The 15774-nt window shown below is 34.0% G+C and carries 12 protein-coding genes and 1 pseudogene; 5 read left to right on the forward strand and 8 right to left on the reverse strand.

Annotated features, from left to right (window positions below):
* Positions 1 to 581 precede the first annotated feature (581 nt).
* The 3 genes from ACN0WI_RS06030 to ACN0WI_RS06040 all read right to left on the reverse strand — a co-directional run bounded on the left by ACN0WI_RS06030 (position 582) and on the right by ACN0WI_RS06040 (position 5271).
* On the reverse strand, positions 582 to 4652 hold the full coding sequence (locus ACN0WI_RS06030) for a hybrid sensor histidine kinase/response regulator transcription factor (protein WP_417885749.1): 4071 nt from the start codon (positions 4650 to 4652) through the stop codon (positions 582 to 584).
* A 353-nt stretch (positions 4653 to 5005) separates the two neighbouring features.
* The gene (locus tag ACN0WI_RS06035) at positions 5006 to 5104 is read right to left on the reverse strand and encodes an endo-1,4-beta-xylanase (protein WP_417885750.1); all 99 of its coding nucleotides are present in this window, start codon (positions 5102 to 5104) and stop codon (positions 5006 to 5008) included.
* Positions 5077 to 5271, reverse strand: a complete 195-nt coding sequence (locus ACN0WI_RS06040; protein WP_417885787.1) for a hypothetical protein — start codon at positions 5269 to 5271, stop codon at positions 5077 to 5079. Before ACN0WI_RS06040 ends, ACN0WI_RS06035 begins: the two co-directional genes overlap by 28 nt.
* Before the next feature lie 34 nt (positions 5272 to 5305).
* Between ACN0WI_RS06040 and ACN0WI_RS06045 the strand changes: the two are divergent.
* The 3 genes and pseudogenes from ACN0WI_RS06045 to ACN0WI_RS06055 form a co-directional block, all read left to right on the forward strand.
* Positions 5306 to 5584: pseudogene (locus ACN0WI_RS06045) on the forward strand (transposase); the annotation flags it as partial.
* The gene (locus tag ACN0WI_RS06050) at positions 5581 to 6219 is read left to right on the forward strand and encodes an IS3 family transposase (RefSeq protein ID WP_417885785.1); all 639 of its coding nucleotides are present in this window, start codon (positions 5581 to 5583) and stop codon (positions 6217 to 6219) included. The pseudogene ACN0WI_RS06045 and the gene ACN0WI_RS06050, both read left to right, overlap by 4 nt.
* A gap of 9 nt (positions 6220 to 6228) precedes the next feature.
* Complete coding sequence (locus tag ACN0WI_RS06055) at positions 6229 to 6336, forward strand: IS3 family transposase (RefSeq protein WP_417885786.1); 108 nt, start codon at positions 6229 to 6231, stop codon at positions 6334 to 6336.
* A 481-nt stretch (positions 6337 to 6817) separates the two neighbouring features.
* Here ACN0WI_RS06055 and ACN0WI_RS06060 read toward each other — a convergent pair whose 3' ends face one another.
* From ACN0WI_RS06060 to ACN0WI_RS06075, 4 genes are all read right to left on the reverse strand, one after another.
* A complete protein-coding gene (locus ACN0WI_RS06060) occupies positions 6818 to 7927 on the reverse strand; it encodes a redoxin domain-containing protein (RefSeq protein WP_417885751.1) in 1110 nt (369 codons plus the stop codon).
* Between the two features lie 61 nt (positions 7928 to 7988).
* Complete coding sequence (locus ACN0WI_RS06065; RefSeq protein WP_417885752.1) at positions 7989 to 9365, reverse strand: RagB/SusD family nutrient uptake outer membrane protein; 1377 nt, start codon at positions 9363 to 9365, stop codon at positions 7989 to 7991.
* A gap of 16 nt (positions 9366 to 9381) precedes the next feature.
* Positions 9382 to 12600: a SusC/RagA family TonB-linked outer membrane protein gene (locus tag ACN0WI_RS06070; RefSeq protein WP_417885753.1), complete on the reverse strand. Its 3219-nt coding sequence runs from the start codon at positions 12598 to 12600 to the stop codon at positions 9382 to 9384.
* A 145-nt stretch (positions 12601 to 12745) separates the two neighbouring features.
* The gene (locus ACN0WI_RS06075) at positions 12746 to 13879 is read right to left on the reverse strand and encodes a FecR family protein (protein ID WP_417885754.1); all 1134 of its coding nucleotides are present in this window, start codon (positions 13877 to 13879) and stop codon (positions 12746 to 12748) included.
* A 177-nt stretch (positions 13880 to 14056) separates the two neighbouring features.
* Between ACN0WI_RS06075 and ACN0WI_RS06080 the strand changes: the two genes are divergently transcribed.
* Complete coding sequence (locus ACN0WI_RS06080) at positions 14057 to 14635, forward strand: RNA polymerase sigma factor (RefSeq protein WP_417885755.1); 579 nt, start codon at positions 14057 to 14059, stop codon at positions 14633 to 14635.
* Positions 14636 to 14798: 163 nt separating this feature from the next.
* Here the strand turns inward: ACN0WI_RS06080 and ACN0WI_RS06085 are convergent, their stop codons facing one another.
* The gene (locus ACN0WI_RS06085; protein WP_417885756.1) at positions 14799 to 14996 is read right to left on the reverse strand and encodes a hypothetical protein; all 198 of its coding nucleotides are present in this window, start codon (positions 14994 to 14996) and stop codon (positions 14799 to 14801) included.
* 308 nt (positions 14997 to 15304) lie between these two features.
* On the opposite strand from ACN0WI_RS06085, the gene ACN0WI_RS06090 reads away from it, so the two are divergent.
* Positions 15305 to 15550, forward strand: coding sequence for a hypothetical protein (locus tag ACN0WI_RS06090; protein WP_417885757.1), 246 nt, complete (start codon positions 15305 to 15307; stop codon positions 15548 to 15550).
* Positions 15551 to 15774 lie beyond the last annotated feature (224 nt).

Consider the following 15774-nt stretch of genomic DNA (forward strand, 5'->3'; position numbering starts at 1 on the left):
TTTAAACACTTAATGAATAAATAGGCTTTAATATAAAGCCTCAGAATAGTCGAAATTATTAAAGCAAATCATTTTGTTTATTAAACACAAGATGAAATTAAAAGTAATCAGAGATTTCGATAATAAATGTCCCGTTTGTATTAATCTGAATGACAGATCAGTTTGGAACACACCATTAATTATTAGCTTACCAATAAAACTTATTGTAACAAAGTAGAAAGCAGTTACAGGTAAACTAAAAATAAGCACAAATTTTATTTTTTATAAAAACATAAATAAAATAAACTTCAAAACCATTTATTCTTTTATAAAATCAAATAAGTCAAAAAGGCAATTTAATTGCCACGATAACTCTGTTTCAGAGTTTTTATAAAAAACAGTATTAAATTTAAGGCTAGGTTCTATAAATAATAACCCCATTTACATGAAAAGCATATTTCCGTTATTCCTATCATTTTATAGATTAGTACGATTGTAATAATTATCAAAACTAAAAATATCTTCAGAAGTTCTATTTATCTTCCTCTTAAAATTGAAAAAAATCTACCTAAAAATATCGAAAATTGATTCTTTATCCTCAACTAAACCGGTAAATGTTTTTTACGATAATTACTTGGAGTCATCCCGTACAAATCCTTAAACTTTGTAGAAAATTTTGATGTGCTGGTAAAACCTACAGCGTAGGCAACTTCAGAAATATTTGTAGTACTCGAAACAATTAAATTTGCCGCCTGCTTAAGCCTGATATTTGTAATCAATTCCCCAGCAGATTGGTTAGTAAGTTGTTTTAATTTTCGGTATAAATGAACACGGCTAATCCCCAGCTCCCCAGCTAGCATCTCTACATTTAACTCTGAATTGCTTATGTTTTTATTTACTACCTTCATAAATTTTTCCAAGAGTGCCTGGTCTCCAGATTTCAATTCTATTTTCTTAATCTTATCTTCCTGTAATTGATTCCCTGTATAGCTATTTTTAAGTAAAGCTCTGTTTTTAATTAAGTTTTTTACTGTTTTCCTTAGAATTTCAATATTAAACGGCTTATTGATATATGCATCTACACCAATATCTAAGCCTTCAATATTGGTTTCTTTATCTGTTTTACCGGTTAAGATAATAACTGGAATATGATTTATATAAATATTCTTCTTAATTTTTCTGGTAAATGAAATACCATCCATTTCGGGCATTACGACATCACTAATTATTAAATCTGGTGGATTTTTAGCTACTTCAGGAAAAGCCGTTTTCGCACTGGTGAATGTTTTAATATTATAAGAGCTTTTTAATTCCGAAGCAATATAATTTCTAATCTCTGCATCATCATCAACAATAAACAGGGTATGTATTTCCTTTTTAGAAGTTGAGTCTTCTATATCTTCTTCAGTTCCGATATAAGAAATACGTTCAGTATGTGAAGCGTTTTCTGTAATTAATTGCGATTCTGAAACAATATCATCTGCATTTAAATGATCTTTCCCTAGGGGAGCTGTAATTACAAAAGTGCAACCCGGCTGGTCTGTATTATTTTTTGCACTTACCGTACCATGATGAAGTTCTGCTATAGATTTTGTTAGATGCAATCCTATTCCCGTACCTTCAAATTGTCTTTGATTATCTCCTGAAATTCGATAAAACCGGTTAAAAATATTCTTTATATCCTTTTCTTTTATACCTATGCCATTATCTTTAATCGAGATTTTAAAACTATTCCACTGATCATTTGTAGAAATCTTCAACTGTACGTTTCCCCCGTGCGGACTAAATTTTATGGCATTAGAAACCAGGTTTTGAATGACCTTGTCGAAATGTCTTGGATCGATATAAGCATATATTTCTTCTTCATTATGCAGAATTTCAAAATCAATACGTCTGCTTTCTATCTGATCTTCAAATAAGGCTACGATATTTTTAATAAAACTAATAATCTCGGTTTTCCTGAATTTCAATACAATTTGCCCTTGATCAAATTTACGAGCATTAATAAGCTGATTTAAAAGATGGAGCATTCTTTCAGAGTTTCGTTCCATCACTTTATATAGCTTTTGCCTATCTTCACTTACATCGGTCTTAATCAATCTATTTAAAGGGTTTATAATTAAAGTAATTGGCGTTTTTAAATCATGTGATATATTGGTTAAAAATTGCAGTTTTGCTTCGTTAATCTGCTCAGAATGCTTGTGCTCCAACAACTTTTTCTTAGTGCTCTGCCTATTTTTAATGATCTGAATAATTACATAAGTAAGCCCTATAAAAAGTAAAAAATAACCAATTTTTGCCAAGTTGGAAAGATACCATGGAGAATGAATAATTATCGTTAATTCTTTTTCACTCGAATAATCGTCAATATCTTTTGCCTTTACTCTAAAAGTGTAATTACCCGGCTCTAAATTATTAAAAGTAACAGTATTTATCCCGGGACGTAGCTTTATCCATCTTTCCGAATTTAAGGCGTAAGCATAGGTAATCCATTCCTGATGGCGAAAAGTAAAAGAAGAAAACTCAATACTAAAATCATTATCCCTATAATTAAGCTCAATAGTATCTGCTTCTATTATCGGTTTATTTATAACGGAATATTTACCAGATCTCATTCCCTTTTTTATAGGTTGATCCTGAATATAAAATCCGGTAATCCTTAAGTCAAGTTCGTTACCTGATGCTTCTATTTCAGAAGGCTGAAAATAAGTAATACCGTTGGTATTTCCGAAGTATAATTTTCCCTCTTTATCAAGAAATGAGGCATTTTTATTAAACTCATTTCCTAGAAGTCCGTCTCTAAAATAGTAGTTTTTAAACTCTCCGGTATTTCTTTCTAGCTTAGCTATTCCGTGATTCGTGCTAATCCATAAATTCTTATCCAGATCTTGTTCTATGGCACAGATTACATTACTGGGTAAACCATCTGAAGTATTGTAAACTTTTGTAATCGTATCGTTTTTGGGCTTAAAATATAATCCTTCAGAGGTTCCTATCCATAAATTATCACTTTCATCTTCAAAAAGATTGTAAATGATTTTATTTCGCAAAATATGACCTCCAACTTCTTCACTTTTAAAGGTATTTCTTTGGATGTCAAAAGTAGTAAGTCCATCATACGTTCCTATATAAAGCTTTTTAGTATCAGAATATAAAAGGCAATTAATCCATCTATTTCGAATTCTTTCAGATTGCTTATTAGCTAAAACGTTATAGTTTTCAAATGTTTTTTTATCAAAATTATATTTAAAAAGGCCATACCCTAAAGAACCAATCCATAAGTTTTTCTGTTCATCTTCTACGATGCTATAGATACGCTCAACCCTTTTGCCTTCCTCATTTTCTAAATCATTTATAAATTTAAGTTTCTTGGTTTCTCGATTTAATTTTGCGAGACCTTTTAGGTATGTCCCCACCCAAACCTGATTTTTAGAGTCTTCAAACAAACTCATCACGCTAACAGATCCTAGTTTTCCTTTAGTTGAAATATGAAATTTTCGTTCTTTATCTTTATTAATCCCGTACAATCCATCTCCGTCTGTCCCAACCCATAAAATACCATCGCTATCCTTAATTAAGGAGGCAATACTATTAGAACCTATAATATTATTTTTAACAGAATGATAACCAATATACTCAAAGTTATTTGCCTTATCAGGAACCAGTAAAACCCCTTTCTGATAAACACCCAACCAAAAGTTATTGGCTTCATCCTGAATTATAGAGTGGATCTTAGTTTTCGTAAAGTCAAAATTAGCGATACTAAAATCATTTTCTTTTATTTTATCTGTCTCAGGGTCGTATAACCAGAGGCCTTTCCCATCGGTTCCCACCATTACTTCAGCCTCTGCATTTATTAACAATGATTTTACAGGAAGTTTTTTTGAATTTTCTATCTGTACAAATTTATCCTGATTAGGGCTGTACTTAAAGAGTCCTTGGGTTAAGCTTCCCACATAAAGATCATTATTTTTACCTTGCCCAATTGAGGATAAGGAGGTTTCAAGGTCGCCATCTTTAAAATATGTTTTTACTTGATTATTAGTATCAATCCTATATAAACCGTTTGATTGATTTAACACCCATAAATTGCCTTTAGTATCTTCAAAGATCTCTTCAAAAAAATGATCTGGTAATAAATTAGGTATCTGTATGGCATCTATACCTTCTTCATTCTCTTCAATTTTAAGAATACCCTGACCAGAGGTGCTTAAGAGAATATCACCATTTTTTCGTTGTACAAATGAGGTTACATGAGATCGAAATAAATAATGATTCCCAATGTAAATAGGTATATTATGAAACTTTTCAGTTGCATAGTCGTAATACTGAAGCCCATTAAAAAACCCAAAATAGAGCCTACCCGATCTATCCTGAAATATACTTTTTACATAGTTATTTAAAATTGATGTAGAATCGCTCTCATTTTGCTTATAAATAGTAACCTTAGCTCCATCATATCTATTTAAGCCATCTTCAGTAGCTATCCACACATAACCTTTATCATCCTGGTAAATTTGATTAATAAGGCTACTGGAGATGTCAGAATCTGTTGTAAAAAGTTTACCTACCTGAGTTTGTCCTTCAAAAGGAGTTAAATAAATAATTAGAAGAATAAAAAGTTTTCTACTAAAAGTAAATAACTGAGTAATGGGTTTATCATACAACTTCATTTTAATAAAGTTTGAAACCAAAAAAGATTTGAAAAATTAAAAACAACTTATAGATGTAGTTTAATAGCTTACAAGTTAGTAAAATTTAATTATACTTCAATATTTTAATTTAGAATAAACAATTTAGCAAATAAAGCAGTTTTGATTTAAGAAATTAGTAAAGACAAAGAACTATAAAAGACAACCGCACCATTGAAAATAAATATGATATAAACTAAAAATGATTTACCATAAAGATCCAAATTGTCCAGAGGAAATTATTGTGTAGCTAAATCTACGATATGATCAACTATTGGTTTAGGCCTATTTTTACGATCAAACAATAATGGATAATCGGTACGTCCACCTACAGGTCAGTTGTTTTTCCAGGAATTACCATCATTAACACCCCACATCGTAATCTTATCCAATTTATCCTGATGCTTTAAAAAAAGTTGAAAAATTCGAGACACCTTGCGTTAAAAGCAGTATTTACAGAATCGGAAAGTTTATCAGGATAAGGATTCATTTCTTCTTTATACTCAAAATTTACCGGAACTTCTGCGCCCTGATTATCCCAGGGTGAAGGTAGAGTTGCTACTTTTATTCGGACACAAAATTTAAGACCGTTTGTTACCAAACAAATATCTTAGAACCATGAAAAACGATATTATAGTCCGGAATTAAAGGAGCAAGCAGTTCCTTTAAGTTACCAGCGCGAGAATATAAAGAAATTAGCAGATGAACTAGGCATGGAAGTCCAAAAAATCTACAAATGGCACAAGGCAGCTAAAACAACTACATCACCTAAATCTGAAAAACCAATACCCAATGATACTTTAGAGCTTAAACGGTTAGGTAAAGCTCTAAAAGAAAAGGAACTTGAACTTGAAATATTAAAAAAGGCCGTGCACATCTTCTCCAAGAGCGATGGGAAATCTATGGATTTATAGCCAGTTATAAACATTTATATCTGTGCAAAGTTTTTAAAATAAGTAGAAGTAGTTTTTATAGGTGGTACACAACTGTCTCTTCAAAACGAGCATTGGAACATAGCTTCTTTCCAGATTTAATAAAAAAGGAATTTGACCTGAGTAAACATCGTTATGGCGCTACACGAATAGCAGAAAAACTTAAACGTGAAGGTTACTATATATCCAGATGTAGAGTGGCTAAAATTATGAGAGCGAACCATTGGGTAAGCATACACAAATGGAAGTTTAAGGCTACCATAGATTCCAATCACAGTTATCCTGTTTGTAAAAATTCATTGAACAGAAACTTTAATCCCTTTAGGTTAAATAAAGTTTGGATTAACGATATCACTTACATTCAAACCAATCAAGACTGGCTGTATTTAATAATTATTATTGATCTGTTTGACAGAAAAGTAATCGTTTGGTCATTAAGTACAAGCCTGCACAATAATCAAACTATTATAGCTGCATGGAAAATGGCTATAAGAAAGCGCAAGATAAACATGGATTTACTATTTCACTGGGATCGAGCGATACAATATGCTCCAAAAACATTTATTAAACCTACCCCTTTGGTAATTCAATCTATGAGTAGAAAGGGAAATTGTTGAGATAATTCCATAGCTGATTCTTTCTTTAAAACCTTAAAAGTAGAACGTATTTATGATGATGATTTTAAAACTATAGAGCAGACTAAAACTTCTATTTTCGAATGTATAGAAATATGATAACAGTAGACAATTGCACTCTTTTTTAGGGTACAAAATACCTTTTGAGTGGGAGCAATAATTTTATCAATTTAAAAACCTAGCATAGGTCTTAAAAAAATGTCCGACTTTTTGTTGCAAGCCCACAAATTTTTAGATACTACATCCATACATGACTAAAGGTTAAGAAAACACCTTTAGCAATTGAAAATGGTTTAAATACATTTACTTCGATAATCGAGATTAAATACTCCGATCCCGATAGCTATCGAGATGCCTCGAAATAAAAAATAATTTTCTAATAAATACCTGAGGCGCTTACCCTGAAGTAGTTTACTAAAACATGTACAAAAAAAGCTGTTTGATATAAAGTTACTTCAAATAGTGAAGGAAGAAGCTTTCTAAAAAACAAGCTATTTTACCCTAAATAATTTTCTGTTTAAAAAAACACATGAACAGATTTGGTAAAGATTACTTTTTTAGAAAGCTTCAATTTTTAGACTTAATTATCAAATATTTCCTTCAGTTTCTCATGAAGTCCCTCTTCGCGAAGATTAGTCGCAATGATATCCCCTTCTGGATTGATAAGGAAATTTTGAGGTATTGCACTAACCATATAATCCTGAGCGGCCTGATTTTTAAAGCCTTTTAAATCAGAAACATGTTTCCATGGAAGCTTATCTTTCTTAATAGCTTTTTCCCACAGTTCACGCTTTTCATCTAATGAAATTGCTAAAATTTCAAGACCTTTGCTGTGATAGGTTTTATATGCCTTTAACACATTAGGATTTTCTTTACGACAGGGACCACACCAACTTGCCCAAAAATCTACAAGCACAAATTTTCCCTTATAATCCTCAAGACCTATTTCGTTTCCTTCAAGGTCTACCTGGTTTTTTATAGCAGGGGCTTTGCTGCCTACTGCAACCGACTTATATCCCTCTAAAGCTTTTGACAGCTTTTTGCCATAATAGGAAGACTGCACTTTAGGATCAAGCAGTTGGTAAAGTTCATCCGCCTTATCTGGATCGGCATATTGAATATAACGCTCTGAAATAATCATAGGAGCTGCAAGACTATTAGGGTAATCAGACACATAAAGTTTAGTGAGACTGTCGCTAAACCTGTTCATTTCTTCCCACTTTTTATCCATCATAATTTGCTCCTCCTCAACCAACTCTCGTTTACCTCCTTGATTAAGGGAGTCAAGCAGTTGGTATATTGGCCTTGCTTTACTGCGAATTTTTTCAAAATAGGTATCATAATAGTCCTGATACTCTGCATAAACTGAAGCACCGGTTACTTTTGCTTTATACAATGAGTCCTTTACAGCATTTAACGTTATATCTTCGTTAGAAAGAACGATACGCAAAGGCCACTCTGTTGTATCTGAAGTTTTAATGGCATACCATTTTGGAAAATCAACTTTCCCAGTAAAAGTAAATTGATTATTTTGAAGTTGTACAGAGTCTACCGATGCCGAAGCTCCCTCAGGAACATCCAATTCTTCAAGATAAATCATCCCATCTGGTTGATTTTTAATCTTTCCTGAAATTTTGAATTGCTCTGTTTCTTCTGAATTTTCGTTGGAATCTGAGTTTTTACATTGCACCGCTGTCAAGACAGCGATACAAATAAAAATCAGATTTAATCTATTCGTGCTTTTTATAATATTATTCATTGTATCCGGGATTTTGTTCTAGTTTAGGATTAGATTGTAATTCACTATTGTTTATAGGCCAAAGTACATCGGTAGACTCCCATGTTTGCGGTTTTAAAGCGCTTAAAACTGCATCTGCCTTTCCTGTTCGTTTGAGATCTAACCATCGATGTCCCCATTCGCCAATAAATTCTACCTGTCGCTCCTCAAAAATCTTATCAAGTACTTCTTCCTTGGTCATATCACCTACATAAGCATCTAATTTACCGTGGAGGGTATGAACCTTATTAAGGTCTTCCAAAGCTTCACTGAGCATACCTTGTTCTGCCCGTGCCTCGGCACGTATCAAATACTGCTCGCCTAAACGCAATATAACGCTGTATTGCTCCAATGAGCCACCTAAAGGTTCATATTTAGAAGGATAGTAATAAAGCTCATTTTGATAACTAACGGTGTCTACCCAGGTCTCAAAACGCACATCAGTCTCATCAAATGCGTTCAAAGCAGTTTCAGTAAGCACATAAGCAGGTGTTTGACCAGGATTAAACCACCTGCCTTCATTCACCACAGCCGAGTTTGTATTTGAAGGCATAAGCTGCCAAATAGTTTCCTGATTATCAATTGCAAAAATCTGCTCAACATCATCTTCCAAATCATAAGGACCGTTTATTAGCTTGGTAGTATAATCTTCTGCCAATTTCCACTCTTCCATATACAAATAAACGCGGGACAACATCGCCTGAACCACATACTTATTAGGTCGCAATTTTTTACTGCTTGGATATTCATCCTTTAAAAGCTCCTCAGCATTTTTAAGATCTGCAACTACCTGCTCGTAAACCTCAGGAACAGACGCTCTACCCTTAGAGGCATTCTCCTTATAATCGGTACTAGTAATTAAAGGTATTCTACCATACATATTAACTAGGTAAAAATGTAAAAAGGCCCTTACAAAATAGGACTCTCCGCGTAATTGAACTTTAAGATCCTCAGAAACATTAGGTGCGTCCTCAAGTCCTTCCAGAATAGCATTTGCTGAATAAATAATATTATAGGTATCATACCAGTAATAATAATCCGGGCCAAAAGCAGTAAAAGGAACTTCGTTGATATTATACGATTGATACGTCTGCGTAAAATCATACAATTCATCTGCACAAAGCCCTCCCATCACACTTAGGCTACCATTCGAAATATTAATAGGGTCAGACCGTAACATAAAGTCTCCGTAAACACCATTTATAGCGGATATAGCAGTAGCATCAGAAGCAAAAACATCTGAGGTGGCTAATTGATTGTCTGAAAGATCTGGTTCTAGATAAGCCTCGCAACTGAAAAGTGTTAAAAGGGCTAACATAAAACAACTTATTATATATATATTGGTTTTCATAATGATTTTTTATGATTTAGAAATTTGTCTGTATCCCTAATGAAAGTATACGTAATGGCGGTGCAAAAGTTGACTTCGATTCAGGATCCAATCCTTTATAAGAGGTTATTGTAAGCAGGTTTTGCCCCTGAAAATATACACGTGCATTCTGCATACCTACCTTATTCACCCATGTTGCGGGTAATTTATAAGACAAATTTACGTTACGTAATTTGATGTAAGAGGCATCATCCCAATGGAGGCTGGAGCTTAGCGAATTAAAAAAAGCATTGCTAGTAGCAGTTGAGGGCTTTGGAAAGCTTACCTGATCACCCGGTTGCTTCCAGTAATTAAGAACAGATTCCTCAAAATTCGACCTATTTCCTACCGCATCATAAACAGTGTTCAGATAATTGTAATCTTCTTGCTTTACAAATTGAAACAGAAAACCAAGACTCCAGTTTTTGTAGTTAAAATTGTTTTGCAGTCCCCCATAAAATTTAGGCAAACGATCTCCCAGAATCTTGCGGTCACCGGCATATGTTATTTGACCGTCATTGTCTAAGTCTTGAATAGTATACATCCCTGTTTCAGGATCAACTGAAGCCAGATAACCTTTCTGACTCAAAATAGAAGATCCAATTTCATAAGTATTGGCGTAAGTAGAAGCCTCCAGATCATCAAAAGAGACTAATTCATTCTTTTGAAAAGTGATGTTAAAATTTGTATTCCAACTAAATGTTTCAGAATTGACATTTTGGGTATTCAAAGACAGTTCAACTCCCGTGTTACGTATCAATGCAGGAAGATTTGCATTTACCGTGGTAAATCCAGTTTGTGAGGGCAACGGTAAACCTACTAGCTGATCTTTTGTTGAATTACGATAGTAATTGGCATTTAGCAGAATTCTATCCTTTAAAAAACCTAATTCCAGAGCTACGTCAAACTTCAAAACCTTTTCCCAGCTATAATCTAAGTTTGCCAGTGCGGTAGGTGTTAAAACAGTTGAAGATTCATTATTTATCGAAGAGGTTGCAGTCCATAATTGGTAATACCCATAATCACCTATCCCATCATTCCCGGTGGACCCATAGCTTGCCCTCAATTTACCAAAACTTAGCACGGATTGATCTTTAAAAAATTTCTCTTCAGAAAAAATCCATGCGGCACCCAAAGCGGCAAAATTTCCATATTGATTGTTAGGACCAAAACGGCTGGAACCATCTCGGCGTACAGAGGCATTGAAAAGGTATTTGTCATTCCAATTATAATTAAGCCTTAAGAAACCTGATAAGTACCGGTAATCTACATTGGAAACAAATACCGAATAATTCCCCGCCGCACCTATATTATCTAAAAATAAGTCCGACGAATAATTATTTGCATCAATGGTTTGATTATCCTGAGTGCGTTTCATCAGAGTACCTCCCAATAGTGCAGAGAATACACCATTTCCTATTTGATTTTTGTAGGTAAGCTGTGGTTCTATATTAAGCGTATGGCGTTTTGTATTTCCCTGTTGTACATTAGGACTTCCCCAAGAATAATTGGCATACGCCGGATTAAGCGAAGTTGAAGGGTTTTTAATTTCTTGGTCAAGATCATTGATATTATACCCTACCAGAACCTTAGCCGTTATATAGTCTGAAATGTCATAAGCCAGATTAAGATCTGCAAAGAGCGTGTTAGTCTTATTAACGTAAGAAGCATTTAAAGGAGCTATGGGATTTGTGATCGTCCAGTCTAATGATCCATCTTCATCATAGGGGTTAAAGTTGGGCGGCGTTAAAAGAACGCTGGCAAAATTTCCTCCAAAGGAATCATTATCATCTGTACTATAGTTAGCCTGAAGGTTCAACCTAAACTGATCATGATGAGATTGATAGCTATACCGGGAACGAATACTGAAGCGCTGATATGAAAAATCTCCCGGGTAAATAGTTCCTTCCTGGTTATACGATGTGTTCAAAGAAAATGAGTTCCTAGCAGTCCCAGTACTGATTCCGGCCTGGGCATTTACAAAATTGGCCGTCCCGCCAAACAAGTGTTCCTGCCAATTCATATCCAGATTTTGATCCCATAAGGTAAGATCAGGAGCATTACTGTTGTCTGGCACAATATCATCATTTTCAAAAGCTTGTCTCCTAAGCGCTAAATATTCAGGTGTACTTAATAAATCCATCATATGACCTACTTCTTTCACACCGGTAAGTACATTTACATTAACAGAGAGTCCTTTTCCAGAAAGTTTATTATGTTTGGTAGTAATCAGTATCACCCCATTTGCTCCACGAGACCCGTAAATTGCGGTGGCATCTGCATCTTTTAGTATACTTATACTTTCAATATCTGCAGGATTGATACTGTTAAGTGGACTCTGATTTCCTTTAGTGGGAAAACCAATATAACTGTATTGATTCATAGGCTCGTCACTATAAGGTATTCCATCTACCACATATAAGGGCCTGTTGGAGCTTCCTATAGAATTTTCTCCACGGATGCGAACGGTAACGTTTCCGCCTGGGCGACCCGCTTCCTGAGTTATAAAAAGACCAGGAGCAGCACCTTGTAACGCTAAAATTGGGTTGTTTACAGGTTGTTCTTCAATTTTTTCTGCATTTATCTGATTAACAGCTCCTGTATTAAAACGTTTTGAAGTTTCGCCGTAGGCAACTACCATAACTTCATCGAGCTCTGAAGTTTGTTCTTTAAGACTGATGTTTACCACCTGTTGATCGGTTACCGTATGGTAAGCTTTTTCAAAACCCAACATATTAAAAACAAGTACTTGACCGGGTTCGGCTACGATGGTATACTTACCATCTATATCTGTAGAAACGCCTCGACGTGTACCTTCTACAAGTACAGTGACCCCAAATAATGGCTCCCCTTTTTGAGAGGTTACCGTCCCCGAGATGGTTTGCTGTTGTTCCTCCCCCTTTTCAAAAGGGATTTCGTTTTTTTTACTGAAAACAATTTGCTCGTCCAAAACCTTATAAGTTATTTCTTCTGAGATAAATAAGCCCCTCAAAACCTGCGCGAGAGAAATTTGATCTACAGATACATTAACCCTCCGGTTAAGATCAATATCACCTACCCGGTACAAAAAAGAATAAGGAGTAATGGTCTCTACCTTTTCAAAAAAATCCAGAATGCTTATTTGCTTCTCATGAAGTGTAATTTTTACATCCTGAGAATAGGAATTAGCCTGTATTTGAAAGATTGTAACGAAAATAAAAAGAATACTGAACCGCATAGTAAGATTCATTTTTGGCCATAGCAAGCTACGACACCTGTGCGTAATACATTTTTTCATACTTTTAAAGTGTAGAATTAGTGGTTTTACTTAGTTTTAAATCACTGCTATGTTTACTAAAGGGAATGTTGCCGCATTCCCTTTTTTAATTGATCACAACAGTATTTTGTTTTATTTTATAATTAAAAGGATAACTTCCATTAAAGGATTCTAAAATCTGCTCAAGGCTTTCTGCTTTAAATTTTGCCGTAAACTTCTCTCTTTTTAAGGCTGTATCATTCACATGAATTTGAACATCAAATTTGCGTTCCAATATCCGAGCGATCTCGGTAAAATCGGCCTGGTCAAAATAGAGCTTACCCTTAACCCATGCCGTGTATGGAGCAGTATCTACATGTGTAGTTTCCAGGCTTTCTGAACCTTGAATGTATAAAGCCTGCATCCCCGGTTTTAATACAACGGAATCCTCAGGGTTTGATTTTTGTTTCACCTGTACAACCCCATTAACCAATACAGTATTAGATGTTTTTTCATCAGCGTAGGCCTGTACATTAAAATGTGTACCCAGCACTTCAATTTCAAGATCATCAGTATGCACCACAAAAGGTCTTTCCTTATCATGACTCACCTGAAAGTAGGCTTCACCTGTTAAAAATACTTCACGAGCACCTTCGGATTTAAAGCCATTAGGATATCTAAGACTACTGCCGGCATTAAGGTTAATCAATGTACCGTCTGCCAAAGCCACCACACTGCTCTTCCCAAAAGGAACGTGAATTTCATCAAAGCTTATTATTGGATTATATTGATTTTTAGACATGTAAGCTAAAGTATCACCGCGTTGTTCAATACGTACGTCGGGGGTCTCTGCAATAACGCCATTAACTCCCTTTTCAAGTTTTTTATGTACACCTGTATCCAGATCAAGTGTCACCATCTTCTCTGGAACTGGTTTAGTTTCAAAAGACATATAATAAAGTACTCCACCACCTAGAAAAATCACAAAAACGGCTGCAATACGCAATAGATTTTGATAAGGGTTTAATTTTCTAACCAGTGGTACTTTCATAATTTTCGCAAAAAGTTTATCTTTCTTAACTTTTTCAATTTTTAACCATCTCTTATTTAACCTGTAATCCAGACTTAGAATTTCTTTAAAATGTCTTTTATTTTCTTTTTCATTTAATAAAGAATCTAGTTTTTTTAGTTCTTCACCTGAAAGATCTCCACGAATAAATTTTTCAACTAATCTCTCAAAATTAATATATTCGCTATTCATTATTCATTTATTTTTAATTAAACGTATATAAAATGAACTACCCTAGCCTTTTTGTTGTTTTTTTCTCATTTATATAAAAATCTATGATTATTGATAATATATTCCTGTTTTAGAAACTACTTAAATTTTCTAGTTAGCATATCTATGCTATCTTTACCAAAGTATCCCTACGTACCTATGTCTCAATATTCCTTTGATAACAATGAAAAACTTATACATCATCTTCAAGCAGGAGATGTCGAGTGTTTTCAGTACATATTTAATGAACTGGTTGAACCATTAACAGCTTTTATATACACCTATACCCACGATGAGGCTTTGGCTGAAGATATTGTGCAACACAGTTTTATGAAACTTTGGGAAAAAAGAACGTTTCTGGATCCTCAAGGTTCTCTTAAAACATTTTTATTTACCATTACCCATAACCGCTTTATCGATTTATACCGAAAAGACAAAAAGCAAGTCTATCTAACAGACACTATCTATATTGAAACTGTTTTAGAAACGGAAGAATTGAACGAAGAAAATCTAAAACCACGTTTAGAGCAAATAGACAAAGCTATTGAGAATCTTCCCCAAAAGTGCCGAGAAGTTTTTTTACTAAAACGGGAAAACAACCTAAAAAACAAAGAAATTGCAGAATATCTGGAGATTTCCATAAAAACAGTTGAATATCATATATCCCGGGGACTACGGATAATAAGACAGCAAGTACTGGTCTGGTTAATTTTAATTATTCCAAGTTTCTTTAATTAAAAAAAGAGCTTAAACGTTAGGTTTAAGCTCTCCAAAGTAAACTATCTCAAAGCAAGCCTCTGAGTATTTAATTTAGTTAAACGCACAGTCTTCCTTTAGCAGTGCGCATATTATGATAGCTGTTTTTGTTACGGTACTCTTTGCTAGCTAGTTCTAATAACTGCTACCCATCAAAATCACCTACTAACACAAATGTAAAGTCGCCGGCTTTTGCTATGCAATCGCGATATATTTTCTCTGCTACTTCAAGACTAATTACATCAACAAGATTCTGATTTAACAAGATGATGCATTCATTGTTACCTGAAGTTGCTTTTTGAAGTAAATTGTGAAATTCACTGTTTACATTTTTCTCTTTCAAAATTAAATTGTTGCTACATATGGTTCTATTCCCTAAATAAGAATGTCTTCTTCTAGTATTGTATCAAGTTTCTATCGATTGAAAGATGGACTTAATCAATTGATGGGATTATCTAAAAATGAAATAGATCGTATTACTCCTGATACGACTGATTTAAGAGTATATAGTGTATTAATAGATATTGTTAAAAAGACATCATAGAAAAATTTATAACAAGCGGAGCTTCTGGGGAATATTAAAGAATTGGATGATATAGCTGAAAACACCTAAATCCGCTGCTTTATTGTAATCAATAATCAATAAATATTATGAGAAAAATAAGAATATTATCAATCGATAGAAGAGGTGTAAGGGGAATCTTACCAGGAACTATTTTAACCTATATTGAAGAGCAATTAAGAAATAAAACAGGTAATCCGGATGCAAAAACAGGAGAATTCTTTGATTTCATTGCGGGCACTAGCACCGGAGGAATTCTTTCGCTTATATATTTATCGCAGATGAACAGGGAAAATTTAAGTATGGAACTAAAGAAGCTCTCGATATTTATTTAGATCAGGGAGATGAAATATTCGATGCTTCGCTTGGAAAAAGATTGAGAAGTTTAGGAGCTATATCTGATGAGAAGTATGATGAAAAGGAATTGGAAGAAGCATTATCAGATTTTTTAGAGGTAAAACATTAAAAGATGTTTTTTAAAACCATGTTTAATTACCAGTTATGATATTCGAAATCGAAAGGCTCATTTTTTTTACTAGTGCTGATGAGAATTCTGATA

Source organism: Zunongwangia sp. (genome assembly GCF_048269745.1).
Lineage (GTDB): Bacteria > Bacteroidota > Bacteroidia > Flavobacteriales > Flavobacteriaceae > Zunongwangia.